Here is a 24,070-nt window from a genome sequence, read left to right as displayed (position 1 = left end):
TCGCTCACAGCGAACCCCCCATGGACAGCGCCCGGGTGGCGGTCTCGGCGGTCCCGGCCCGCTCGGCCAGCAGCGCCAGCGCCAGTTGCAACGCGTCCTGCAAGGTGTTGCGCGACCGCAGGCGCCCCATGTCGATGCCCAGGTGCACCATGGACTGCGCGGTCTCCGGCCGCACCCCGCTCAGAATGCTCACCGCCCCCATCAGCGCAGCCGCCTGGACGGTCTTCAGCAGATGCTGAGCCACCTGGGTGTCGATGGTGGGCACCCCGCTGATGTCCAGGATCGCCACCTCCGCCTGAGTCTGGGCGATCTTCTCCAGCAGGCCCTCGGTCAGCCGGGTGGCCCGCAGGGTGTCCAGGGTCCCGATGATCGGCAACGCGAGTACCTTGTCCCACACCTGGATCACCGGCGTGGACAGCTCCAGGATCTCGTCGCGTTGGCGCTGCAGCCGCTGCTCGGTCTCCCTGCGCTCGGTGACGTCGCGGATCGCTGCGGCGACCAGCAGACCATCGGCCGTCTGGAGCGGGCTCAGGCTGATCTCGAGGGGGAACTCCGTGCCGTCCCTGCGCATTCCGGACAGCTGGAGTCCCGCGCCCATCGGCCGCAGCCGGGGGCCGGTGAGGAAGCCGTTGCGGTGGCCCACGTGGCGGTCGCGGTACCGCGGCGGTACCAGCACCTCTATCTCCCGGCCGACCAGTTCCCCGCGATCGAAGCCGAACAGCGTCTCGGTCTGCCGGTTGACCAGTACGATGCGCCCGTCCGGGCCGACGATCACCATGGCGTCCGGGGCCGACTCCAGCAGACCGTGGAACAGCGACTCGGCCCGCGCACTTTCGGTGACATCCCGCAGGGCCAGGACGAAGCCGGTCACTGCGCCCTCTTCGTCCAGAACCGGCGTCAGAGCGACCCTGGCCAGGAAACGCTCGCCCCCCTTGCGGATCCGCCAGCCTTCGAAACTCCACCGGCGCTCTTTGCTTGCCGCGGCCAGTTCCTGATCCAGCAGTCCGGCGTCGCGATCCTCCGCGGTGTGCAGCACCGACACCGACCGCCCCACCATCTCGGCGCCGGTGTAACCCGTCATCGAGGCGGCAGCGCGGCTCCAGCGAACCACCTGCCCACTTGGGCTGATCTTGATCAAAGCCTGATCGGTGACCGCGTCCAGCATGGACTCAAGCTCACGCACAGTCGCCTGGGGCTCCTGCTCGCCTATCGATGGTGTCGTCGTCATAGTCGGCCCCATCTCCCCTCTCGTACGGCCCGGGTCGGGCATCCACGGGCGACGTTGCGGTCCCGTCCGCGCTGATGCTACCGGGCGGACCCAGCATGCCGACGACCGGCCACCGCGTCCCTGCTCGGCAGTCGGCCGCTGCTCCAACGGGCACCGGGTCGCGCCGGGTCACCGGGCCGTGAGATGGCGGACGAGCAGCTCAACGCCCTCCGGGTCGAGGGTGGCGACCCGCCAGGCCGGCGATCAGGTCGGTGGCGGTGCCGTCCGTCTCCTGCCGGTGGCTGGGAGATCGGCGGGGAGGGTCAACGTACGACGGGCAGTCACCCCCGTTCCCCCGCCGGAGCGCCCTCACCGGTCCCCGGCCGGAACGGGCCATCGGCGGCGAAGGCGTGGGCGGCGAAGCGTTCGCCCATGCGGCGGTAGGCGGCGGCGGAGGGGTGCAGGCCGTCGGGGAGGTCGGCCGTCTCGGTGGGGCCTAGCAGGTCGCGGCCGTCGAGGTGGTGCAGGTGAGGGTCGTGTGCCTGCCGGAGTGCGACGATCCTTGCCAGCTCGTCGCGGACCACCTGCAACGACAGTGCCCCGCGGGCCAGTTCGGCCGGGTCGCCCAGTGCGGTGACCTTTCCGTCGCGGCCGGTCGTGGTCGGGCCGGGGTGGGTCTCGAGTGCGGGGCAGCTGACCGGGGAGATCACCAGCAGCGGGGTGTCGGGGTGCCCGTCCCGGATGGTGTCGAGGAATCCGTGGACGGCCGGACCGAACGTCCGTAGCCGGAAGGTGGCCAGGCCCACGATGTTGATGCCCGTTTTGATGCTGATCAGGTCGGCGGGCAGGTCGCGGATGGTCCGGGCGACGTAGGGGTCCAGCATGTCGTTGCCGGGCTGGCTGAGGTTGGTGACTTCCACGCCCCCGAGCGACGCCGCCACCACGGGCCAGGTGCCGGTGGGGCCGTCGGCCTCGAGGCAGTGGCTGATGGAACTTCCGTGGTGCACCCACCGGCGACGACCGTCGGGCAGCGGCGCCAGGATCTCACCGTCGGCCCGGAGCGCCACCAGTTCGGTGGGGGTCTGCTGCGGCAGCCACAGTTCGACGTTCTTCATCCCGGCCGGCAGCCCGGCGAAGCGCGCCGTCCCAGGTTCTCCCGGGATCAGCCGCGGCGCTGCCCCAGGGGCCGCCATCCGCCACACGTTCCCCAACGGTGCTCGTCGGCGACCCAACAGCACACCGTCCACCGTCAGTTCGAGCATCCCGGTCGGCCGGGGGCGGGGGTCGCTGTCGAGCTGCCCGGTGGAGGTGAGGACCACGAACTCCAGCACCCGCGCATCGGTGCGGAACACCAGCCGCACCCCCGACGGCATCAGCGTGCCCCCGTAGACCGACGGGTCCTGGTACTGCTCCTTCGTCCAGGCCGGCAACCGTCGCGGCATCACCCCCGCCGCCGTCGCCTCCAGGTCCAGCGCGCCCCGTACCTCCACCGGCCCGCCCGCCAGCGGGTACTCCCGCATCGTCACTGCCACCCCTCCTCGCCTCGGCCCCGTCCGGCCGGGCGGGTGCCCGGCCGGAGCCATCTGGCCCCTCCCCGAACCTAGCGACCCGAGTTGGAGATTCCGTGCTGATGGGACGGGAGTACTGGTCCAATGATCGGGGCCCGCGGGGATGATCCCCGGTACGACCCGCAGCGGCCGCCCCCGTCCGGCTGCTCCCCCGTCCGGCTGCTCCCCGGGGCCGGCCGAAGCGTGGGGCCGCGCCCCTCGTCGAGCGCCGCACGTACAGTGTGCTGCCCAGTACCCGCCGGCCCTCGCTTCATCCGTGCGGCGGAATACCCGAAACCCGTGCTCCTGAAGCTCGTTGTCCTACGGATCCATCACCACCCGAACCGGGACAAACGGGAGAGCACCCTCATGAAGACCGCTTTCCGCGGCACCCTGCTGGCCTCCGCCCCACTGCTCGCCACGCTGCCGCTGATCGTCGACACCTCCGCCCGCGCCTACTCCGCCACACCCACCACCGATGCCACGTGCGTCCTCCGCGGCCACGGGGTCTTCACCGGCGCTGTCGATGCCGGCGGCACCAACCTTCCGGTCCCCGACACACTGGCGATGACGGGGACCGTGACCTGCGTGGATCCCGCCGGCGCGCCCGTGGCCTCCGGCACCTTCGAACGGACCGTCACCATGCCGGCCACGGAGTGCACCGGCGACGAGCACGGGGACACCTCCACCACGACCGTCCACTGGAGCGACAAGACCACCTCCACCTTCAAGTTCGACAAGACCGACGTCGTGAAGGTGAACGGCACCGCCTCACTGGTCGTCAGCGGCGAAGTCACCGGCGACAGCGCGGAGTTCGCGGGCGACACCCTCAAGGCGGTGGGCACCAGCTTCGGCGCCGGCTGCGGCACCCCGGCCGGCGAAACCGCGCTCGACTCGACGCTCGTGCTCCGCCTCAGCCACTGAAACGACTCCTGAACGACCCCTCGACGCCCGCACCACGAAGGACGACCCGACATGCTCCCGGCCCAACTCACCAGCCCCAAGGCCCGCGTCTACGCGATGCTCGACACCGACGGCGACGGAACCGCCTCCCGGCACGACTACTTCGTCCGCATTGAACGAGCCCGCCGGGCCACCGGCCGGACGCCGGACGACCCCCTGGTCCTCGCCGCCCTCGCGGCGGGCGAACGCGCCTGGGCCGCGATGGACGCCAACGGCGACGGCGTCATGACCTTCGCCGAGTACGACGCCTGGGTGGACGCGGACAAGTTCGACCACGTCTGCCGCCACGCCCTCGCCGCCCTGTTCGACCTCGCCGACGCGGACCAGGACGGCGCCCTGCAACGCTCCGAGTTCACGGCGCTCCGCCAGGCCCTCGGCAACCGGCCCGACCACGCCGACGCCGCCTTCGACGCCCTGGACACCGACGCGGACGGCCTGGTCGGCCGCGACGAGTACCTGGCCTCGATCCGCGCCTACGTCACCGGCGACGGCTCCCCCATGGGCGACTCCCTGTACTGACCGCCCTCCCCCGGCACGTTCGGCGCCGGCGGACGATCACGGAAGGCAGCCGCCGGAGCGCGGCGGGCTGGTCGACCCGGTCCGGGCGGAGGGATCAGCCCCACGGCGGTCGGCCGGTTCCTTCCGCCCACAGCGCCAGGGCCCGGCGGTCAACGGCGCGGATCCCGACCTGGGCACAGAACGCGGCGGCGGCCTTGGTGAAGGTGCTGGTCGTGACGACCAGTGCGAGGTCGCAGCGGTGGACGTCACGGTAGGTGCCGTTGACCTTCTGCACGTCCTGGGAGCCGACGAGCGTCTTCGGCCCGTACCGCTTGGCCTGGATGAGGATTCGCTGCCCGGCCGGGGTGGTCGCCAGGACGTCGGCGGCAAGGTCGCCGGCGCCGCCGACGACGGTGACCTCGGTGCAGCCGTCGCGCCGGCACAGCACCGCCAGCGCGTGCTCGAACTCCTTCGGACTCATCGACTGGAACGCCCCGATGTGCCGCAGTTGCGCGACCTGCCCCTCGTGTTCCCGCCTCGACGCCGCCACCCGGCCGCGCACCACCAGCACCGCGACGGCCAGGGCGGCGGCGAGCAGGCCGAGCAGGAGCAGCAGGTGGTGGAGGAGCCAGTCGAGCAGGAGCACGGCCAGGATGACCGCGGCGGTCGTGAGGGTGAACAGGACGATGCCGTGGTGGCGGGCCTGCGCGCGGCGGGCTGCACTGCGACGGCGGCGACGGGCTGGCCTGCGTGCCACGATGCTCCCCCTCCGGACCAGGCTGCTGGCGGTGATCGTAAGGGGGTGACGGCTTCCTGCGGTCGGATTCAGGCCCAACCGGCCGGGAGTGCAGGTGGGTTGGCCGGATCGAGACGGTCAGCGGCCGAACGGCCGGCGACGGAAGCCGCTCGGGCGACGGGCCGTCAGTTCTGTTCGGCGCGTGAGAGCGCCGGGAGCAGGTGGACCATCCACGGCAGCGCGACGCCGAGGAACAGCACGCAGGAGGATTCGCCCAGCGCGGGGAACCAGCCCCAGCCGAACTCAGGTCCCTGCTGCTGATGCCAGGCATGGTGGTGCAGCACGACCGTCAGCACACCGACGGGGACCAGCAGCAGCCGCTGGCGGACGGCGAAAGCGGCGAGGGCCGGCAGGACCGCGGTCACGGCCCAGGCCTCCACGGGCCCGAATCCCGTGGCACGAAGGCCGGGGGCGAGCCCGGCGACGAGGCAGGCCCACACCGCCGCCGCTGCCGCGGTGGCGATGCTGGTTGCCAGCCAGGCCCAGATACCGCGGTGCGGTCGATCGGCGGGAGCGGTGGGAGCGGTGGGAGCAGTGGGAGCGGTGGGAGCGGGGTAGGTGGTCACGGCCGGACCGTACCGGCCGCTGCCCCGTCACCGGCCGCGCCGCGCGCCCGGCTCGCCCGACCGAGCTACACGGCTTCGGAGTCGGGGACGAAAAACCGGTGCGGAGGACGCGGATCGTGGCCGGCACGCCACGCTCCTGAACGCGGGTACGTCATAGGCGCCGACTCCCTGGGCGGCGACCGGCCCCGGGTTGACCCTCTCCTGGCGTCAGGGTTCAGCATGGCGGTGCGCGAGAGGAGACGGGTGTGACTGAGCGAGGCGCGAGTTATTCGGTGGGGCAGGTGGCGGGATTCGCGGGGATAACGGTGCGGACTTTGCACTATTACGACCGGGAAGGATTGCTTTCGCCGAGTGAGCGGAGTGCGGCAGGGTATCGGCTGTACAACGACCGGGATTTGGCGCGGCTCCAGCAGATTCTGTTCTACCGGGAGCTCGACTTCCCGGTGGAGGAGATCCGCAGCATCCTGACCGACCCGCAAGCCACCGCGCTCGGCCCGCTGCGCGAACGGCACCGTCAACTCAATGAACAGATAGCCAAGTTGCAGCGAATGGTGGAAGTCGCCGAGCAGGCCATCGAGATGGAACGGACGGGCGTGCGGCTCTCGCCGGAGGAGCGGTTCGACATCTTCGGTGAGGTTCGCTGGGATCTGAGCTATGCGACGGACGCGCAGCTGAAGTGGGCGGACAGTGCGCGGCAGCGGGAGTCGATGGAGCGGGCGGCCCGGCACAGCAAGGAGGACTGGCGGCAGCTGATGGCCGAATCGGCCGCGTGGCGGCGGGAGTTGATCGTCGCGTTCGAGGACGGCCAGCCGGCCGGGGGTGAGCGGGCGATGGATCTCGCGGAGCAGCACCGGGCGCATGTGGAGCGGTGGTTCACGGCGTGTCCGCCGGAGTCGCACCGGATGATCGCGGACGACTACCTGACCGATCCGCGGGCGTTCGCGATGCTCGTCCCGCCGTCCGAGCAGCTGCCCGGGCTGGCGCAGTTCCTGCACGCCGCGATCGAGGCCAACGCCCGTCGCATCATGGAGGGTTGAAGCACAGATGCGCATTCTGATCACGGCGGCGGGTTCGCACGGCGATGTCGCACCGTACACGGGCCTCGGCGTCCGGCTGGCGGAGGCGGGGCACGAGGTCGCGCTGGCCACGCACGACAGCTACCGGACGATGGTGGAGGGGTGCGGGCTGGAGTTCCGGCCGCTGCCGGGTGACCCCCAAAGCGGGCAGGGCCAGGGCGGGCAGGGCCGGGGTGGGATGCTGCGCCGGGCGAAGGAGTTCGTCGGGGAGCTCGGGCGCGGGATCGCGGAGGTGGCGGAGCCGGGGGCGGACGTGCTGCTGCTGTCCACGTCGACGGCGCCGCTGGGGTGGCACGTGGCGGAGGCGCTGGGGGCGGCCAGTGCGGGCGTGTACCTCCAACCGGTGGAGCCCACGGGGGAGTTCGGGCCGGTGGTGGGCGGCACCAGGTCGCTCGGACGGTGGGGGAACCGGGCGGCGGGACGGGCCGCGCTGGGGGTGGTCGACCGGCTGCACCGGGACGCCGTGGCGGAGCTGCGGGCCCGGCTCGACCTGCCGCCGCTCTCCGGGGCGGCGATGCGCCGCAGGCTGGTCCGCGAGCAGTGGCCGGCGCTGCACGGGTTCAGCACCGCGCTGGTCCGCCGCCCGGCGGACTGGCGGCCGGGGTTGGAGGTGGTGGGCAACTGGTGGCCGGCCCCCACCGGTGAACTCCCTTCCGCAGTAGAGGAGTTCCTCGCGGCCGGCCCGGCCCCGGTGTTCATCGGATTCGGCAGCATGGGCGCGGGCCAGGGCGAGCGCCTGGGCCGCCTCGCGGTGGAGGCGCTGCGCACGGCGGGCCGGCGGGGCATCCTCCAGGCCGGCTGGGCGGGCCTGACGGCGGACGCGGACGACGTCCTCACGGTGGGCCGGCTCGACCACGCCGCGCTCTTCCCCCGGATGGCGGCCGTCGTCCACCACGCGGGCGCGGGCACCGCAGCGGCGGCGCTCCGCGCCGGAGCACCCTCGGTCCCCGTCCCGGTGACGGCCGATCAGCCGTTCTGGGCCCGCCGGTTGACGGCGATCGGCGCCGCGGTGGCCCCGATCCCGTTCGCCGGTCTCACGGCGGACCGCCTCGCCGCCGCGATCCGCCTGGCGGTCACCGAACCCTCCCACCGGGAACACGCGGCAGCGGCAGCCGACCGGATGGCGAAGGAGGACGGCGCGGCCCGCGCGGTCGACCTGGTCGCCCAGCTGACCCGGGCCGCCGCCTGAACGTGCCCCCGGTGACCCGGCAGAAGACACCGGGGGCGGGACGGAATCCGGCCCGGCAGGACGCCCTCAATTCACCACCGCGGGACGGACGTTCACGGCGGGGCCGAGCGGGTGGTGCTCAGGCGTCGGAGTAGCTGAGGTCTCCGACCGACCAGGCGCTGATGTCGCCGATCGCGATGCGGTACATGCCTCCGGTGTGCGGGAGGCCGAAGTCGCCCTGGAGGATCCTCGCGCGGTGCAGGTGGAGGTGGGTGGGGCGGGCCGGCGGGGCTTCGGCGGGTGGGGCGAAGAGGGCGGCAAAGGGCTTCAGGTGGTCGGAGGCCTGGAGGACGTCGGCCACGCGTTCCCACCACAGGGCCACAGGGGCGAGCCTGCCGGTGATCACGGCGCCGGGGACGACCACCGTGAGGGACATCTGGTTGCTGTGCTCGGATTCGACCATCGCGGCGATCTCGACGAGCAGCCCATCGGGGTTCGACATGCTCTCCAGCGTAGGACACCCCCGAGCCCCCGGGCCGAACCGCCCGCCACCGCCACCGCCCCACCGCCCACCCCACGGCCCGCCGCACCGTCCGCGGCGAGCCCGTGGACAACCCCTCGACCGCAGGCATCGCACCAGGTCAAGGGCCGAACGTCCCTCCTCCGGGCGGCCGAACAGTCCATGATCAACTCATCTTCGCGGGTGGTTAACCTGACGTTCATGGAGTACACCAGCAGCGGCGCTCCGCGCACCGCCACCCCCACCCCCATCGGCTCCTACGACGAGGACGCTTTCAGCCCGGAGTACGATCGCCTGCTCGCCCGCCACCACGCGATGCGATTGCGCCGCAGCATCCTCTCGCCAACCGGACAGTCATCCGGCCCGCGGCGGCCGGCGGTCCAGCTTCCGGAGCCCGGGGACCGGGACCTGATCGTGAGCCACCTGGCGCCGCTGCTGCCGTTCGACGCGCTGATCGAGGTGCTGTACGACGCGATGTTCGTCCGGAGGCCGTTCCTGCGGCGGCTGTTCCCGGAGTCGATGGAGTTCCAGCGCCAGCACCTGGGGCACATGTTCCAGCACCTGATCGACCACCTCGACCGTCCCGTCGAACTCGACGCCAGGCTGCGGGCGCTGGGCGCGGACCACCGCAAGCTCGGGGTGTGGCCGGCGCACTACGAGGCGTTCGAGGAGTCGCTGATCACCGCGCTGCGGGTGCGCGGCGGGCGCGCCTGGACGGTGCAGGTCGAGGAGGCCTGGACGCGGATGCTGCGGTTCGCGGTGGCGGCGATGGTCGCGGGCGCGGAGGGCGCGGCCACCGAGCCGCCGTTCTGGCACGGCGAGGTGGTCGGGCACGAGCGGCGCCGCCCGGACCTGGCGGTGCTGCGGGTGCGCACCGGCGAGCCGTACCCGTACCGGGCGGGGCAGTACGCGGCGCTGGAGTCGCCGTTGCTGCCGCACAGTTGGCGGCCGTACTCGGTGGCGTGCGCGCCGCGCGAGGACCGGGTGCTGGAGTTCCACGTCCGCCGGACCTCGCCGGGCGGGCTGAGCGCGGCACTGGTGGAGGGCACGAATGTCGGCGACCAGGTCCGGGTGGGGCCGCCGCGCGGCTCGCTCTCGCTCGACTTCGACGGGGCGGACCCGCACCGCGACGTGCTGATGGTCGGCGGCGGGACGGGCCTGGCGCCGATGAAGGCGCTGGCGGAGGAGTTCGCGGCGGCACACCGGGCCCGCGGCCGCCGGGTGCGGCTGGTGGTCGCGGCGCGCGGCCGGGAGGAGCTGTACGACTGGCCGTCGCTGGTCGAACTCGCCGCCAACCGTTCCTGGTTGGAGCTGACGCCGGTGCTCGGCCCGGACCTGGAGGGACTGGCGGCCATGCTCCGCGGCCACCAGAGCGTGCCGGGGCTGGCGCTGCTCAGCGGCCCGCCGCGGATGGTCGCCGTGGCGCGTTCGCTGCTGCTGGACGCGGGTGTCCCGGACGAGCGGATCCGCTACGACGGGGTGACCCGCGCCGAGCACTGACGGCCCGGGGCGGCCGGAAGGCGGCCCAAAGGCGGCCCATTGGCGGCCCATTGGCGGGTCGGCCCGCCGTCAGGCCCCGGCGGACGGGGCCGTTCGGCCCTTCCCCCGCCGTTTCCGACTTGGGGACAGTGACACCCAGGTCAACAGGTCAGCGTTGTCTGTGTCCGGCCCGCATTCGGCGGGCCGGTCGGGTTGGGCGTGGGTGCCCGGAGAGGCCGAGCGATGGAAACCGACGAGGTCATGCTGGCTGTCCGACTCACCACCCAGGACCGGACGCTGCTACGGCGTCTGGCACACGGACACCGCGGCGACGTGTCCGAGGTGGTGTCGGACGCCCTGCTGGACGTACTGCCCTCCGTACTCACCGGCGGTACGCCCCAACTCGCCGACGAGCTGCGGCGGTTCGCGCCCTGCGCGGTGACGGTGTGGCTGCCGCCGGAGCTGGCCGAGCTGCTGCCCGCGCTGGCCGACCGGATGACGGAGCTGAGCGGCGTCCGCCCGCGCACCCCGTGCGAGGCGCTGGGCGCGGCGGTCCGGCTGTGGCTGCGTCAGGACCCGGCGCTGCTGATGGCCGGCCTGCGCACGCTGCACGGCGCGGACGCCCGCCACAGCCACCACCACCCCGTCGCGGCCTGACGGCCCGTCCACCCTCCTGCGGCGCACAGTCCGCACCCCTGCGCACCCAACGGGCGTCCCTGCGGCGCCCGTTCGCGTCCCCGCAGCACCACCCGGCGTCCCTCCCGCGCCCCCTCGACGCCCCGTCCGCGCCCCCTCGACGCCCCGTCCGCGTCCCCGCTGTGCCGATGCTGCACATTCGCGCCCGCCCGGCCCCTGAGCTGGTGGTACCTGGTGGTACCTGGTGGCCCGTCAGTCCCTCCCGCCCCCGGGCCGTTCGGCTCGGAGGGGCCCGTGGACCGGGGACGTCGGGCCGCCAAGGGCGGGACCATCGGCCCTGGGGCCCGGACCCGCCCACGAACGAGCATGGAGCGCCGCCGCTCGGCGAAGGTGCTCCACTCCCCGGAAGCACCCCGCGGACCGGGTGGTCCGGCATTGCGCCGCCGCCCGGTCGCGGGCGTCGCGTCGTCCGTCTCCTGTCATGGCGGGTGACGGCCCGTCGGGCGGCGGCGCCACCAGGTTCGGCAAGGACGAAGGAGGGCGGCCGATGGCTGCCATCGAGGCGAGTCGAGGGACGGCTGAGTCCGCTCCACGACGCACACCGGGCAGCGCGATAGTGCGGATGCTCACCACAACCGATCACAAGACGATCGGCACGATGTATCTGGTCAGCGCATTCGCGTTCTTCCTGATCGGCGGCGTGCTGGCGTTGGTGATGCGGGCGGAGCTGGCCCGCCCGGGGACGCAGATCCTCTCCAACGAGCAGTTCAACCAGGCGTTCACCATGCATGGCTCGGTCATGCTGCTGCTGTTCGCGATGCCGCTGTTCACCGGTTTCGCGAACTGGATCATGCCGCTGCAGATCGGCGCGCCCGACGTGGCGTTCCCGCGGCTGAACATGCTGTCGTACTGGATGTTCATGTTCGGCTCGCTGATCGCGGCGGCCGGCTTCCTCACCCCGCAGGGCGCGGCCGACTTCGGCTGGTTCGCCTACGCGCCGCTGTCCGACGCCATCCACTCCCCCGGCGTCGGCGCCGACATGTGGATCATGGGTGTGGCGTTCAGCGGCTTCGGCAGCGTGCTCGGCGCGGTCAACTTCATCACCACGATCATCTGCATGCGCGCGCCCGGCATGACGATGTTCCGGATGTCGATCTTCGCCTGGAACGTGCTGCTGACCTCGCTGCTCGTGCTGATGGTCTTCCCGGTGCTGGCGGCCGCGCTGCTCGCCCTGGAGATGGACCGCAAGTTCGGGTCGCACGTCTTCGACCCGATGAACGGCGGGCCGATGCTGTGGCAGCACCTGTTCTGGTTCTTCGGCCACCCCGAGGTGTACATCCTGGCGCTGCCGTTCTTCGGCATCGTCTCGGAGGTCGTCCCGGTGTTCAGCCGTAAGCCGATGTTCGGCTACTCGGGCCTGATCGCCGCCACCATCGCGATCGCCGGCCTGTCGGTGACGGTGTGGGCGCACCACATGTACGTCACCGGCCAGGTGCTGTTGCCGTTCTTCTCGTTCATGACCTTCCTGATCGCGGTCCCGACCGGTGTGAAGTTCTTCAACTGGGTCGGCACCATGTGGAAGGGCTCACTGTCCTTCGAGACACCGATGCTGTGGGCGACGGGCTTCCTGGTCACCTTCATGTTCGGCGGTCTGACGGGCGTGCTGCTGGCCGCGCCGGTGCTGGACTTCCACGTCTCCGACTCGTACTTCGTGGTCGCGCACTTCCACTACACGCTGTTCGGCACCGTGGTGTACGCGATGTTCGCCGGCTTCCACTTCTGGTGGCCGAAGTTCACCGGCAAGATGCTGGACGAGCGCCTCGGCAAGATCACCTTCTGGACGCTCACCATCGGCTTCCACCTCACCTTCCTGGTCCAGCACTGGCTGGGCGCCCAGGGCATGCCGCGCCGCTACGCCGACTACCTGGCCGCGGACGGCTTCACCACGCTCAACATGATCTCCACCATCGGCTCGTTCCTGCTCGGCCTGTCGATCCTCCCGTTCATCTACAACGTGTGGAAGACCGCCAAGTACGGCGAGAAGGTCAACGCCGACGACCCGTGGGGCTGGGGCCGTTCGCTCGAGTGGGCGACCTCCTGCCCGCCGCCGCGGCACAACTTCAGCAAGCTGCCGAAGATCCGCTCGGAGTCCCCGGCGTTCGACCTGCACCACCCGGAGATCGCCGCGCTCGACTACATCGAGAACCACGGCAAGCCGGCTCCGCACCTCGCCGACGTCACCCCGGCCAAGCTCTCCCTCTCGGAGCGCGACCGCCGCAAGCTCGCCGCGTCCTCCTCCGAGGACTGACCGTTCCGACCGCTGCAACCCCCGCCGGCCCCCGCTCCCGGGCCGACGGGCCCACAACCGCCGTCCCCGCCCCGCCGTATCTCCCGGCACGGGCGGGGCGGGGACGGCACCCCTCAGCTCTGGAGGCCCCGCCATGGCCCACCCCGTCCTGGCCCTCGGCACCGCCGCACTCACCGCCGCCGGCAGCGCCTGGTACCTGCCCGCGCTGCTCGACCTCCGGGCCGGCGCGGACCGCCCGCGCGCCGCCCGCCTCGCCGCCACCGGCTGCCTGCTCTGGTGGTCCGGACTGGCCGCCGCCGCGATCCTGCTCACCACCCCGCTCAGCTGGCACGTCCCGCTCGGGGCGGCCCTCACCGGCGCCCTGTCGGGTGCGGCGCTGCGGGTCCTCGCCGCAGCCGAGAGGAGCGCCGACCGGCGCGAACAGGACCGCGCCTGGGGCAGCCTGCCGTACGACCTGCCGACCGTCCGCGGCGTGCGCCCCTCCGCCGCCACCGTCGGCTGGGTGACCGGCGGGCTCGCGATCGCCGCCGCGACCGCCGCCGCGACCCTGCTGGCGGGACGCCCCGGGCCGGCCGGCTCCGCGGTGGTGACCGTCGCCGGGTCGGTCGGCCTGTGCCTGCTGATCCTGCTGGTCGCCCTGAACCGCACCCGCCCGCACTGAACCCCTTCTCCCCCCGGAGGAAGCACAGCCATGGACGTCGCCGAGTCGATCACCCCGCACCCGGCCGGCCTGCCGGGCGAGGCGGCCGCCCTCGCCCGCGCCCGGGTCAACGCCGTCGCGCGGGACGCCTCCGCGCTGGTCGAAGCCGTCCGGATCCGCCTGGCCGGCGCGCCGGGACGGGTGCTCGCCCAGGTCAACGCCGAGGTCGACGGGCGCCGGGTCCGGGTCCAACTGGCCGCACGCACCATCGGCGACGCCGCCGACCGGCTCGCCGAGGAGCTGAGCCGGCGCATCCGCACCGTCTCCTCCAGCTGGCGGCCCCGGCCCTGGCCCTCCGAGAACGACCGCGCGATCGGCGTCCCGGCCACCGGCACCGAGCGCATCGTCCGGATCAAGTCGGCCCCGCTGGTGTGGTGTTCACCCGACGCGGCGGTCCGCACCCTGGACGCCATGGACTACGACATCCACCTCTTCACCGACCCGGCCACCGAGACCGACGCCGTCGTCCACCGCGTCGGCCCCACCGGCTACCGCCTGGCCCGCACCCTCCCCGCCGCACCCCCGACCCACCCCGCCACCCCCCTCACCCTCAGCCCCCACCCCGCCCCACCCCTCACCGCCGCCCAGGCCGCCACCCGCCTCACCACCGCCGAACTCCCCTACCTCTTCTTCACCGACCCCACCACCCGCCGCGGCCGCCTCCTCTACCGCCGCCTCGACGGCCACCTGGCCCTGGTCGTCCCGGCCTGAGAACCCGGCCGAAACTCCGGCCGTCACCCACCAACTTCACGTCCAGTACTGCCCGGACCGGACGCTCTGACGGTCGGTCACTTCTCGCAGGAGCCGTCGCACGGCCGACTCTTCATCACCCGAATCGCGAACACCGACCCGTCCGGATGGACGGAAACGGGACCACCCCACTCCCTGTCCCGGCCGAGCCAGGGCCGGATCTTGTGGGTCTCGTGCACGGCGGCGCGATACTCCTCCACTCGCCCTTTCCTCAGCAGGTCGAACAGCTCCGCGTCCACACCGGAGTACGCCTCGACCCGGCGGCCGTTCAGCCGGAAGACGTGGTCGGTGCCGACGTACGGAACTCCGAGGAGCGTCTTCTCGATGCCCCGGCGGCCGACGCCGGCGGCGTGCTCGTAGCCGTCGAAGCGCTTGGCTCCCTGGTGGTCTGTCAGATACTGCGCGGTGCCGTCGCCCGAGTCGGTGAACGCCATCAGGCCGGCCGCCTCGGTCCGGCCGAGGGCCTCCTGGAACCAGCGGAAGTCCTTGGGCCCGAGGTGCCACGCGGGTGCGGCATCGTGGTCGCCCCCGACCGGTGGCCGGTCTCTGGCTTGTCCGTCCAGACTCACCGGCTGTTCTCCGGCCGGCAGGTGGAGCCGGCCGCCCCGGCCCGGGGCCTGAAGGGCGTGCACGGTCACCACGCCGGCCCGCGACAACTCCGTGCTGAACAGCAGCCCCTGGGTCTCGTTCCACTCGCCGATGTGCATCCCTTCGGCATGCGCGGAGGCGGAGGCGAGCTGTTCGGCCGACCTGACGGCATTCCCGTGGTTGCCCTTGGAGACGATCGGCACCACCAGGGACGCCTCCCCGGGGCGCCAGATCTCGGCCAGGTACTGCGGGCGGTACGGATGACTGGAAGTACGTCCCTCCCCCGTCTTCTTCCGCCGGTCGGTCAGTCCTGGGCCCGCGCGCAGCACCGTCTCGGCGGGCAGGATCGACACGCAGTGGTCGGGGTACCGCTGCCCCAGCACGTGCTTGGCGATCGTGAGGGCCAGCCCGGTACCGAGGTCGCGCGACTGCTGGTGCTTGTAGTACTCGCCTATCCCCCGGCCTTCGCCGGTCAGTTTGAGGTACTGGCCGGGGCCGAGCAGTTGAAGCTGCCCGCCGACGCCGAGCGCCTGGTTGTAGTTGAGTGCGCCCCAGTGCTCCGCCAGCCCCCGCCCCGCACCCTTCTCCGACAGCGCGGTCACCGATGCCAGGGTGTGCAGGACATCCCACATGGCGACGGTCAGGTCCCCGGACTCCGCAGGGGCCAGTGGCGCGAGGAGCGGTTTACGGCGCAGCGGGTCCTCGTCCTTGTCCGCCCGTTTCCTGTCGTCGGCCGCAATGACCGCCGCCACTCTGCCGAGCAGGCCCTCGCCCGAGCGGACCGACACGATCGACTCCTGAATGAGATCCGTCAGTACCGTCTCCACCGGTCTTCTCACAGCACCCCCACCGTTGCGGAACTTCGGACCCGGTGACGGTACGAACGAACCCGGTGGGGCACGCAAGCCGCGCAGGGGTGCACGCGGTGGGGGCAGAGGTGTTTCCCGCCGCCGCGGCTACAGCCAGTTGCGCTTCTTGAAGATCAGGTAGAGGCTCCCGCAGACCACACCCATCAGGCCGATCGCGAACGGGTAGCCGAAGGCCCAGTGGAGTTCGGGCATTTCGTCGAAGTTCATGCCGTAGACGGTGCCGATGAGGGTGGGGGCGAAGAGGATGGCGGCCCAGGAGGAGATCTTCTTGATCTCGTCGTTCTGGACGTGGCCGGCTTCGGCGAGTTGCTTCATTTCCTCGTTCTGGCGCTGGGAGACCAGGGTGGCGTTGACGGTGAGGATGTTCTGGAGCATCTGGCGGAAGCCGTCGACGCGTTCGGCGGCGTAGGTGGCGTGATCGGCGACGTCGCGGAGGTAGCGCTGGAGTTCTTCGTCGGTGCCGTACTTCTGGAAGCCGGCTTCGAGGGCGCGCATGATTTCCAGGAGGGGGCCGGTGGCGCGCTGGAGTTCGATGACTTCGCGGGAGAGTTCGTAGATGCGGCGGGAGACGCGGGGGTCGCCGCCGAAGACTTCGGTCTCGATTTCGTCGATGTCGTGCTGGAGGCCGGCGATGACGGGGGCGTAGCCGTCGACGACGGCGTCCAGGACGGCGTAGAGGACGGCTTCGGGGCCGAGGGCGAGCAGGTCGGGGTCGGCTTCGAGGCGGCCGCGGATCCTCGAGAGGTCGGGCGACTGGGAGTGCCGGACGGTGACCACGAAGTCGGGGCCGACGAAGAGGTGGATCTCGCCGAAGTCGACTTCTTCGACGTCGTCGAGGTAGCGGGCTGCGCGCAGCACGACGAAGAGGGTGTCGCCGTAGCGTTCCAGCTTGGGGCGCTGGTGGGCGACGATGGCGTCCTCGAGGGCCAGTTCGTGGAGGTCGAACTTCTCGGCGGCTTCGACGAGTTGGGCTTCGGCGGGGCGGTAGAGGCCGATCCAGGCCATGGTGCCGGGCTTGCCGGGGAGGTCACGGTAGATCTCGGCGAGGCTCGCGGGGGACTCTATTCGGTGGCCGTCGCGGTAGACGGCGGCGTCGACCACGGAGCGTTCCGCGGTGGCGGGCTCGCGGTCGTCGGCGTTCTGGTCGGAGCGCGGGTCCATCGAGTGCTCGGGGGCCACGGAGTGGTCGGAGACGAGCCGGGGGCTGCGGCCGAACGGTCGCTTGCCTGCGCGCACGGCGCGCACACGCCAGTCGGACATGGCGGGGTACCTCCACGGGTCTGGGTCCGTCGCACCCCGCACGGGGGGCGACGGCCGGCCCCGGTGGTCCGTCCGCGTGGCAGGGCCGGGGAACGCGGGGCGTTCAGCGGGCGGTGCGTGGACGGAGGGTCCGGGGGCCGGGAGCGGGTGAGAACTTCCCGGAGCGGGGCCGACTTCGACCCGGACTACTGCACTCCACGGCTCTCACCTCCTCACACTCCGGACGCACCCTGGCGTCGCGACCGCCGCCAGTCTAGCCCCGCGTTCCCCCGCCCCCCGGCCCCGGGGGACGTCGTGGGCTCCGCCGGACATGCCGCGGCCCGGCCACGCGGGTGCGTGTCCGGGCCGTGCGGGTGGTGTGCGGCGTCAGGCGGTGAGGGCTTGGTGGAGGGCGTCGAGGCCGTCCGCGTAGATGCCGGTGAACAGGTCGACGACCTGCTGTTCGGTGGCGCCGACGGGGTTGAAGCGGCCGGACCACTGGACCTCGGCGAGGTCGTCCCTGCCGGGGACGGCGTGGACCCGGATGGTCGAGACGTAGCCGTCGGCCGGGAACGGCGCCTGCAGGATGGCGTAACTGTAGTGCCGCTCGGGTCGATCCTCCTGGTGGCCCCCACCACAGATCAACATCAACCCCGATGGATCACGCGTTGGCGTCGAGCAGCTCCCGGGTGCGCCGCACCAGTGCCTGCCGCACCTCGTCCGGCGCCAGCACCCGCAGCGGTGTGGCAAGGCCGAGCAGGTAGCCGGCCAGGCCGTCCGCGTCGGGGCCGCCGATCTCGGCGATGGTGGCGTCGGGGCCGTCGGGGCGGTGGGTGCCGACGGTCGGTGGGATCAGGCGCAGCGCCCGGTCGAGCGGCAGTGGGAGCCGGATCGTCACGTACAGCGGGTACGTGGCGCGTCCGAGCGAGTCGGCGACCAGCAGTGCCGGATCGGGCGGGTCGACGATCTCCACCGGGCGCCCGGTGGGCCGTATCCGGCCGACCCGGTCCGCGCGGAAGGTCCGCCACTCGCCGCGCGCCACGTCCCGGGCGACGAAGTACCACCGGCGCCCGGTGCTGACCAGCCGGTACGGGTCGACGTCCCGGACGGTGGCCTTCCCGTGCTGGTCGCGGTACGACAGCCGGCTGCGCTCGCCCCGCCGGCAGGCGGCGGCCAGCTCCAGCAACTGGCCCGGCGCGAGCGGCGGTTCACCGTTCCTGGGGGTGTGCACCAGCGCCGCGTCCAGCTCGCCCAGCCGTTCCGCGGCCCGCGGCGGCAGGACCTGGCGCAGCTTCAGCAGCGCCGACAGCGCGGCCTGGTCGCCACCGAGGACGCCGCTGAGCGCGGCCTCGCGCAGCCCGACGGCCACCGCGAGCGCCTCCTCCTCGTCGAGGATCAGCGGCGGCACCCGCGCCCCCGGGCGGAGCCGGTAGCCGCCCCACGGGCCCGCGTCGGACTCGACGCCGTAGCCGAGCTCCCGGAGCCGGGCGATGTCCCGTCGCACCGTGCGGTCCGTGACGGCCAGCCGCTCGGCCAGTTCGCCGCAGGTCCAGGACGGCCGGGTGGAGAGCAGGGAGACCAGGCGCAGCAGCCGGGCGGAGGTGGTGAGCACGCCCCGAAGTGTGCCGCACGACCAGGACCGAACCTGTCCTGGTCCGGTCGTAGCGTCTCCCCCATGAGCACTGGAAACACCTCCGCACCTGCGATCCGCTACGCCGCCGTCACCTTCGACTGCGCGGACCCGGCCGAACTGGCCCGCTTCTACGGCGACGCCCTCGGCCTGCCCGTCGTCTACTCCACCGACGACTTCGTCCTGCTCGGCCAGGAGGGCGCGGCCGGCCTCGGGTTCAACCGGGTGGCCGACCACCGCCCGCCGTCCTGGCCGGACGAGTCCGGGGCGAAGCAGGCCCACATCGAACTGGACGTCGCCGACCTGGACGCCGCCCAGGCCCGACTGGTCGAACTGGGCGCCGTCGTCCCCGAGTTCCAGCCGGACGAGCGCTGGCGGGTCCTGCTGGACCCGGCCGGCCACCCGTTCTGCGTCACCCGTCTGAGCTGATCGCCGCTCCGCTCAGCCGAGCAGCGCGCCGAGCGGCCCGGCGATCAGGTGGTACTGGGCCAGGAAGGCCGTGAACGCGCAGCAGGCCAGCGCCGTCACCGTCATCGCGAGCCGGCCGGGCAGGCGCCACCAGTGGCGCAGCCAGCCGGCCACCGCGCCGGCGGTGACGGCGAGGGCGGCGAGCGGGAAGGCCGCGCCCCACCACGTGGGGGCGAGGGCGAGCGGGGTGCCGAGCGGGACGGCCTCCATCATGGCGTTGCCGTCGGAGACCAGGGCGAGCAGCGCGGTGAGGAATCCGGCGGCGAGCAGCCCGGCGAGGGCGGCGGCGGCGCGGGCGGCCTGCGCGGGCCGCGGGTGGGCGGGGCGCCGGCGCAGTCGGCGACCGATCGCGGTGGCGGGGACGGCGACGGCGGCGCCCAGCAGCACGGTCAGGGCGACGCCGAGGACGGCCAGCCGCGGGCCGGGATCCTGCCGCCAGGTCAGTGCCTGGTAGGCGGTGGACGGGTTGTCGGACGCGGTCAACACCCCGTCGCGGAAGGCGATTTCGGCCTGCCCGTCGCGTTCCCGGTAGCGGTCGCCGCCGAGCGGCAGCCAGTGCTGTTCGGGGTGCCGGGGGTCGAGTGCGAGTCCTTCGGTGCGCAGGCCGCTGCCTTCGGCGGTGACGGTGACGGAACCGAACAGTTCCTCGGTGCGCATCAGGCTGTCCCGGCTGACCCGGGCGGCCCGATACGTCCCGGTGACCTTCCCGGCCTCCGCCGCACTCCCCGAACTGCCGCTTCCCGAAGGTGACTTGGCGCCGGGGAGGGCGTCGACCACGGCCCGGATCAGCTCCTTGCCGTCCCAGTTGGCCGCGCCGTCCACGCCGTCGCCGTTGTACACCACGTAGATGCCGAGGCCCTGTTCGGGCAGCACCAGCAGGTTGCCGTGGAAGCCGGGCAGGTCGCCGTCCTTGAACCAGCCGGTGAAACCGTCGCGGGTCCAGCCCTCGTAGGCGTAGCCCATGCCGGGCAGTACGGGGTCCTGCCGGTAGTGGGTGGTCTGCATCAGCCGGCCGGCGGCGTCGGGGGCGAGTTGGGCGCGCAGCCAGCGGGCCATGTCGGCGGCGGTGGTGATCCCGCCGGGGCCGCTGGGCGTCCACGGGCCGTACTGGCCGCGGTCCTCCACCCAGCCGTTCGCGCCGTCGGGCCGGTAGCCGCGGGCGGGTTGCAGCCCGTCGGGGTGCGGCTGGGCGAACGAGGTCCGGGTCATCCCGAGCGGGTCGAGGACCCGGGTGCGCACCTGCTCGGCGAACGGGCGTCCACTGACCCGCTCGACCACCAGCCCGGCGAGCGCGGCGCCGTAGTTGTCGTACGCGATCACCGTCCCGGGCGGGCGGACCCGGGCCGGGCGGTGCGCGGCAAGACTGTCGGCGAGGCCGGAAATCCCTTGCGGCGTGGTGGAGTTGACGCCGACCAGGTCACTGTCGAAACCGGCGGTGTGGGTCAGCAGGTGGTCGGTGGTGACGGGGTGCCCGGGGTAGCTGTCGGGGATCCGGTTGCCGGCCGGGAGGTAGCGGTTGACGTCGGCGCCGGGGTCGAGCCGCCCGTCCACGATCAGCTGGGCACCGGCCTGGGCGGTGAACAGCTTGGCCAGCGACCCGAGATAGAACCCGGTCCGGTCCGGATCGACCGGCGTCCCGGCAGCGACATCGGCGACGCCGTAACCCCGGGTGAACACGCCCCCGTCCGCACTCACCACGGCCACGGCGGCCCCCGGTATCCGGTCCCGGCCCAACTGCTCGGCCACCGTCCGGTCGATCAGCCCGGCCAGCGTGGCGGGGGCGACGGGAGCGGCGGCGTGCGCGGCGGTCGGCAGCAGGGCGGCGGCGAGGGCGAGACCGAGAACGGCGGCGGTTCGGCGATTGATCATGCATCAACGATCGCGCCGGGCACAGGGGTCGGTGCAGTGCCTGACGCACCTCCCGACATGCATTCTGCACATCCCCCACCTGCGGGACGCACCCTGCCCTGCGGCACGCACCCTGCCCCCCACGACACTCCGGCGCGCGCCGCACCGTCCACCCGCAGACCGGGGCACGAGCCCGGCCTTCCGGCAGTTCAGTACAAGCAGTACCGGACACAGAACTCGTGCGGCGGATCACCGGCGAACTCGCAGCACCGCGGCTCGTCCTCGCCGTTCCCGAACTCGTCGCGGCTGCGGAACTCGGTCACGATCCGGTCCCCCTCGATCCGCGACACCCCGACCTGCTTCGTGAAATCGACTCCCAGTACTTCGGCCTCGAGGGCCAGGCACCGCACGGAGTATCTCCTCGACGCCCCCGGGTGCTTCGCGAACACCTCGGCCACGTCCTTGAAGAACTCCGGGTCCCGCTCCGGCCCGCACTTGGCCTTGTGAGTCATGGCAACCTCCTGCCAGTCCGTGCTGCTGCGAGTTCAGAGCCCGCAGTAACAGACACAGAACTCGTGCGGCGGATCGCCGGCCAACTCGCAGCACGGCGGTTCCTCTTCACCCTCGTGCGGGAACTCGTCGCGGCTGCGGAACTCGGTCACGATCCGGTCCCCCTCGACGCGCGACACCCCTACCTGCTTCGTGAAGTCCACCCCGAGCGCCTCGGTCACGGCGGCCAGGCACCGCACGGAGTATCTCCTCGACGCCCCCGGATGCTTCGCGAACACCTCGGCCACGTCCCTGAAGAACTCCGGGTCCCGCTCCGGCCCGCACTTGGCCTTGTGAGTCATGGCAACCTCCTACGACTCCGTCCTCTCAACTCCAGCTTCTCCCCGGCGACACGACGGCGCGCGCCGCGCTCTCCACCCGCCGACCGGGGCACGCCCGGCCCACTGGCAGTTCAGACCTTGCAGTAGACAGCACAGGTCTGGTTCGGCGACTCGCCGATCCACTCGCAGCACCGGGGTTCGTCCTCGCCGTCGTTCCCGAAGCCGTTCCCGAAGTCGTTCCCGAAGGCGTCGCGGCTGCGGAGCTCGGCCACGATCCGGTCGCCCTCGATGCGCGAGAGCCCGACCTGCTTCGTGAAGTCCACTTTCAGCACCTCGGCCTCGACGGCCAGGCACCGCACCGAATATCTCCTCGACGTACCCGGGTGCTTCGCGAACACCGCGTCGAGCTCCCTGAAGAACTCCGGATCCCGCTCTGGCCCGCAACGAGCCTTGTGAGTCATGGCAACTTCCTACGAGTCCGTGCCTCCTCTCCAGCGTCTCGCGCCTGGCACATCGGCGCGCGCCGCGCCGTCCACCCACCGACCGGCGCGCCACCCGGATGATCAACTCGGGCACAATGGCCGGGTGTTCGGGGGAACGAAGGACGAGGACGAGGGCCTGCCCGGCCCGGTGGTGCTGTCGCTGGTGCTGCTGGGCGCGATGTTCGGGATGGCCGCACCGGCCGCCGGCGGCTGGTGGCCGGCGCCCGCCGCGCTGCTGGCCCTGGCCGTGCAGGCGGTGCACTGCCTGCCGTGGACGACCCGGCTGCGCGGGGCGTGGACGCTGGCCGCCCAACTACTGCTCGCCCCCTGGTCGGGCGTCCCGGGATTCGCCGCCGCATCGGTACTCCTCCTGGTCCGCCGCCCGGTGCGCTGGGTGCTGTTCGCGCTGGTGGTGGCGGGCGCGGCGGCCCTCGCCGGGGACGGCGGCTACCGGGCGGCGAACGGCGCGAGCAACGCCCTCGCCCAGGGCCTGACGGTGTACGCGCTCACCCGGCTGTTCCACCTGTACGCCGAACTCCACGCCGCCCGCGACCAGTTGGCGGCCGCACAGGTCGCGTCGGAACGGCAACGCGCGGCCCAGGAACTGCACGCCGCAATCGGCGTCCCCCTGGCGGCGATCCTGCGACTCGCCGCCGACGGCGACGCCACCGCCGTCGCGGCCACCGCCCGCCGCGCCGCAGCGGGGGTCCGCGCGACACCCGAACCCCCGTACCCCGTCCCCGCGCCGGACGGCCCGATGCCCGCCCTGGTACTGCCGATCCTGGTCGCCGTCCACCTCGGCTACCTGGCGGTCGGCGTCGTCCACCTCGCCGACCTCGGCCTCACCCCCCTCCAACTTTCCTTCACCCTGGGCGCATTGACGCTCGTCACCGGCCTCCAGGTCCACCACTCACTCCCCCGCCCACCGGGCCTCCACCCACCCGGCCACCTCTGGACGTGGGCACTCCAGTGCGCCCTCGCCGTCGCCGTGCTGTTCGGACCGGACGGCCCGCACCCGCAACTGCTCGCGTTTGCCGCCGCCTCCGCACTCGTCCTGCTGCCTCCCGCCGCCGGCTGGCCCGCGTTCGGCGCGGCGGTGCTCGCGGCCGGCACGGTCAGCGGGACGGCGGCCGTCGACGTCGTCACCATCGCACTCGTCTACTACGGCCTGACGCTGCTCACCACCCTGGTGCACCGCGTCCGCGAGGCCCGCCGGGCACTGGCCGAACTGGCCGTCGCCCGCGAACGCCGACGCATCGCCCGCGACGTCCACGACCTGCTCGGCTCCGGCCTGACCGCCATCGCCGTCACCGCCGAACTCGCCCTCCGCGAACCCGACGCCGACCACCTGCCACAGGCCGCCGCCCTCGCCGAACGCACCCTCGCCGAACTCCGCGCGATCCCCGCCGACCACACCGAACTCGACCTCACCCGCGAACTCGCCTCCGCCCAGGCCCTGTTGACCGCCGCCGGAATCACCTTCCAACTCATCGGCACCCCCGACACCACCCCCACCGCCGCCCGCCCCCTCCTCGCCGCCGCCCTGCGCGAGGGCGTCACCAATCTCCTCCGCCACAGCCGCGCCACCCACTGCACCCTCACCCTCACCCCCACCGGCCTCCGCCTCACCAACAACCACCCCCACCCCGGCCCCCACCCCCCGGGCAACGGCACCCCCAACCTCACCACCCGCGCCACCACCCACCACGCCACCTTCACCACCGGCCCGGACACCCCGAACCACTGGACCCTGGCGGTCACCCTCTCGACGTGAGCGGGTGCGAAACCAGGGACAGCACAACCGGGGGCGCGTGGGACTGCGCGACAAGCGCAAGCCTGTCCGTAAGGGCGCGAGCACGTGCAAGTCACTGTTCTGGGTCGCGATCTTGCGGTCTGGGTCTT

The 24,070-nt window shown here is 72.6% G+C and carries 24 protein-coding genes; 11 read left to right on the top strand and 13 right to left on the bottom strand.

Annotation, left to right across the window (positions count from 1 at the left end; translation table 11 throughout):
* Positions 1–4: 4 nt before the first annotated feature.
* Together ACIHEI_RS35650 and ACIHEI_RS35645 are read right to left on the bottom strand one after the other, a co-directional pair.
* The gene (locus tag ACIHEI_RS35650; protein WP_396609698.1) at positions 5–1,165 is read right to left on the bottom strand and encodes a PAS domain S-box protein; all 1,161 of its coding nucleotides are present in this window, start codon (positions 1,163–1,165) and stop codon (positions 5–7) included.
* Positions 1,166–1,548: 383 nt separating this feature from the next.
* Complete coding sequence (locus ACIHEI_RS35645) at positions 1,549–2,727, bottom strand: GDSL-type esterase/lipase family protein (RefSeq protein ID WP_396609703.1); 1,179 nt, start codon at positions 2,725–2,727, stop codon at positions 1,549–1,551.
* 396 nt (positions 2,728–3,123) lie between these two features.
* Between ACIHEI_RS35645 and ACIHEI_RS35640 the strand changes: the two genes are divergently transcribed.
* Together ACIHEI_RS35640 and ACIHEI_RS35635 are read left to right on the top strand one after the other, a co-directional pair.
* The gene (locus ACIHEI_RS35640; protein WP_396609697.1) at positions 3,124–3,678 is read left to right on the top strand and encodes a hypothetical protein; all 555 of its coding nucleotides are present in this window, start codon (positions 3,124–3,126) and stop codon (positions 3,676–3,678) included.
* 51 nt (positions 3,679–3,729) lie between these two features.
* On the top strand, positions 3,730–4,236 hold the full coding sequence (locus tag ACIHEI_RS35635) for an EF-hand domain-containing protein (RefSeq protein WP_396609696.1): 507 nt from the start codon (positions 3,730–3,732) through the stop codon (positions 4,234–4,236).
* Positions 4,237–4,330: 94 nt separating this feature from the next.
* On the opposite strand, the gene ACIHEI_RS35630 is transcribed toward ACIHEI_RS35635, so the two are convergent.
* Both ACIHEI_RS35630 and ACIHEI_RS35625 read right to left on the bottom strand, forming a co-directional pair.
* Entirely contained in the window at positions 4,331–4,972 is a 642-nt protein-coding gene (locus ACIHEI_RS35630; protein ID WP_396609695.1) for a restriction endonuclease, read from the bottom strand.
* A gap of 164 nt (positions 4,973–5,136) precedes the next feature.
* Positions 5,137–5,577, bottom strand: coding sequence for a hypothetical protein (locus tag ACIHEI_RS35625; RefSeq protein ID WP_396609694.1), 441 nt, complete (start codon positions 5,575–5,577; stop codon positions 5,137–5,139).
* Positions 5,578–5,822: 245 nt separating this feature from the next.
* Here ACIHEI_RS35625 and ACIHEI_RS35620 point away from each other — a divergent pair, with 245 nt between their 5' ends.
* Positions 5,823–6,614 (top strand): MerR family transcriptional regulator, encoded by a 792-nt coding sequence (locus ACIHEI_RS35620; protein WP_396609693.1) that lies wholly within the window; start codon positions 5,823–5,825, stop codon positions 6,612–6,614.
* A 7-nt stretch (positions 6,615–6,621) separates the two neighbouring features.
* Complete coding sequence (locus tag ACIHEI_RS35615) at positions 6,622–7,842, top strand: glycosyltransferase (RefSeq protein ID WP_396609692.1); 1,221 nt, start codon at positions 6,622–6,624, stop codon at positions 7,840–7,842.
* A gap of 118 nt (positions 7,843–7,960) precedes the next feature.
* On the opposite strand, the gene ACIHEI_RS35610 is transcribed toward ACIHEI_RS35615, so the two are convergent.
* The gene (locus ACIHEI_RS35610; RefSeq protein ID WP_387649027.1) at positions 7,961–8,323 is read right to left on the bottom strand and encodes a hypothetical protein; all 363 of its coding nucleotides are present in this window, start codon (positions 8,321–8,323) and stop codon (positions 7,961–7,963) included.
* Between the two features lie 219 nt (positions 8,324–8,542).
* On the opposite strand from ACIHEI_RS35610, the gene ACIHEI_RS35605 reads away from it, so the two are divergent.
* The 5 genes from ACIHEI_RS35605 to ACIHEI_RS35585 all read left to right on the top strand — a co-directional run bounded on the left by ACIHEI_RS35605 (position 8,543) and on the right by ACIHEI_RS35585 (position 14,175).
* Complete coding sequence (locus tag ACIHEI_RS35605) at positions 8,543–9,841, top strand: globin domain-containing protein (protein ID WP_396609691.1); 1,299 nt, start codon at positions 8,543–8,545, stop codon at positions 9,839–9,841.
* A 222-nt stretch (positions 9,842–10,063) separates the two neighbouring features.
* On the top strand, positions 10,064–10,477 hold the full coding sequence (locus ACIHEI_RS35600) for a hypothetical protein (protein ID WP_392956803.1): 414 nt from the start codon (positions 10,064–10,066) through the stop codon (positions 10,475–10,477).
* 526 nt (positions 10,478–11,003) lie between these two features.
* Positions 11,004–12,764: a cytochrome c oxidase subunit I gene (gene ctaD, locus ACIHEI_RS35595; protein WP_396609690.1), complete on the top strand. Its 1,761-nt coding sequence runs from the start codon at positions 11,004–11,006 to the stop codon at positions 12,762–12,764.
* Positions 12,765–12,897: 133 nt separating this feature from the next.
* On the top strand, positions 12,898–13,425 hold the full coding sequence (locus ACIHEI_RS35590; RefSeq protein WP_387649016.1) for a hypothetical protein: 528 nt from the start codon (positions 12,898–12,900) through the stop codon (positions 13,423–13,425).
* Positions 13,426–13,455: 30 nt separating this feature from the next.
* On the top strand, positions 13,456–14,175 hold the full coding sequence (locus tag ACIHEI_RS35585; protein ID WP_387867327.1) for a sigma 54 modulation/S30EA ribosomal C-terminal domain-containing protein: 720 nt from the start codon (positions 13,456–13,458) through the stop codon (positions 14,173–14,175).
* Positions 14,176–14,252: 77 nt separating this feature from the next.
* Here ACIHEI_RS35585 and ACIHEI_RS35580 read toward each other — a convergent pair whose 3' ends face one another.
* From ACIHEI_RS35580 to ACIHEI_RS35565, 4 genes are all read right to left on the bottom strand, one after another.
* Positions 14,253–15,590, bottom strand: coding sequence for a hypothetical protein (locus tag ACIHEI_RS35580; protein WP_396609689.1), 1,338 nt, complete (start codon positions 15,588–15,590; stop codon positions 14,253–14,255).
* 168 nt (positions 15,591–15,758) lie between these two features.
* Positions 15,759–16,931 (bottom strand): magnesium and cobalt transport protein CorA, encoded by a 1,173-nt coding sequence (locus ACIHEI_RS35575; RefSeq protein ID WP_392956796.1) that lies wholly within the window; start codon positions 16,929–16,931, stop codon positions 15,759–15,761.
* Between the two features lie 366 nt (positions 16,932–17,297).
* The gene (locus ACIHEI_RS35570; RefSeq protein WP_396609688.1) at positions 17,298–17,561 is read right to left on the bottom strand and encodes an SRPBCC family protein; all 264 of its coding nucleotides are present in this window, start codon (positions 17,559–17,561) and stop codon (positions 17,298–17,300) included.
* A 10-nt stretch (positions 17,562–17,571) separates the two neighbouring features.
* Positions 17,572–18,522: a helix-turn-helix transcriptional regulator gene (locus ACIHEI_RS35565; protein ID WP_396609687.1), complete on the bottom strand. Its 951-nt coding sequence runs from the start codon at positions 18,520–18,522 to the stop codon at positions 17,572–17,574.
* 63 nt (positions 18,523–18,585) lie between these two features.
* Here ACIHEI_RS35565 and ACIHEI_RS35560 point away from each other — a divergent pair, with 63 nt between their 5' ends.
* Positions 18,586–18,969 (top strand): VOC family protein, encoded by a 384-nt coding sequence (locus ACIHEI_RS35560; protein WP_387867340.1) that lies wholly within the window; start codon positions 18,586–18,588, stop codon positions 18,967–18,969.
* A gap of 12 nt (positions 18,970–18,981) precedes the next feature.
* On the opposite strand, the gene ACIHEI_RS35555 is transcribed toward ACIHEI_RS35560, so the two are convergent.
* From ACIHEI_RS35555 to ACIHEI_RS35540, 4 genes are all read right to left on the bottom strand, one after another.
* Entirely contained in the window at positions 18,982–20,877 is a 1,896-nt protein-coding gene (locus ACIHEI_RS35555) for a serine hydrolase domain-containing protein (protein ID WP_396609686.1), read from the bottom strand.
* A gap of 188 nt (positions 20,878–21,065) precedes the next feature.
* Positions 21,066–21,368 carry a hypothetical protein gene (locus tag ACIHEI_RS35550; RefSeq protein WP_396609685.1) on the bottom strand — a complete coding sequence of 101 codons (303 nt, stop codon included), beginning with the start codon at positions 21,366–21,368 and terminating at the stop codon, positions 21,066–21,068.
* A 33-nt stretch (positions 21,369–21,401) separates the two neighbouring features.
* The gene (locus ACIHEI_RS35545; protein WP_396609684.1) at positions 21,402–21,707 is read right to left on the bottom strand and encodes a hypothetical protein; all 306 of its coding nucleotides are present in this window, start codon (positions 21,705–21,707) and stop codon (positions 21,402–21,404) included.
* Between the two features lie 110 nt (positions 21,708–21,817).
* Positions 21,818–22,147, bottom strand: coding sequence for a hypothetical protein (locus ACIHEI_RS35540; RefSeq protein WP_396609683.1), 330 nt, complete (start codon positions 22,145–22,147; stop codon positions 21,818–21,820).
* A 124-nt stretch (positions 22,148–22,271) separates the two neighbouring features.
* Between ACIHEI_RS35540 and ACIHEI_RS35535 the strand changes: the two genes are divergently transcribed.
* Positions 22,272–23,942, top strand: coding sequence for a sensor histidine kinase (locus ACIHEI_RS35535; RefSeq protein WP_396609682.1), 1,671 nt, complete (start codon positions 22,272–22,274; stop codon positions 23,940–23,942).
* Positions 23,943–24,070 lie beyond the last annotated feature (128 nt).

Source organism: Kitasatospora sp. NPDC051984 (assembly GCF_044593455.1).
Classification (GTDB): domain Bacteria; phylum Actinomycetota; class Actinomycetes; order Streptomycetales; family Streptomycetaceae; genus Kitasatospora.
This window is presented reverse-complemented; position numbering and strand designations above follow the sequence as displayed.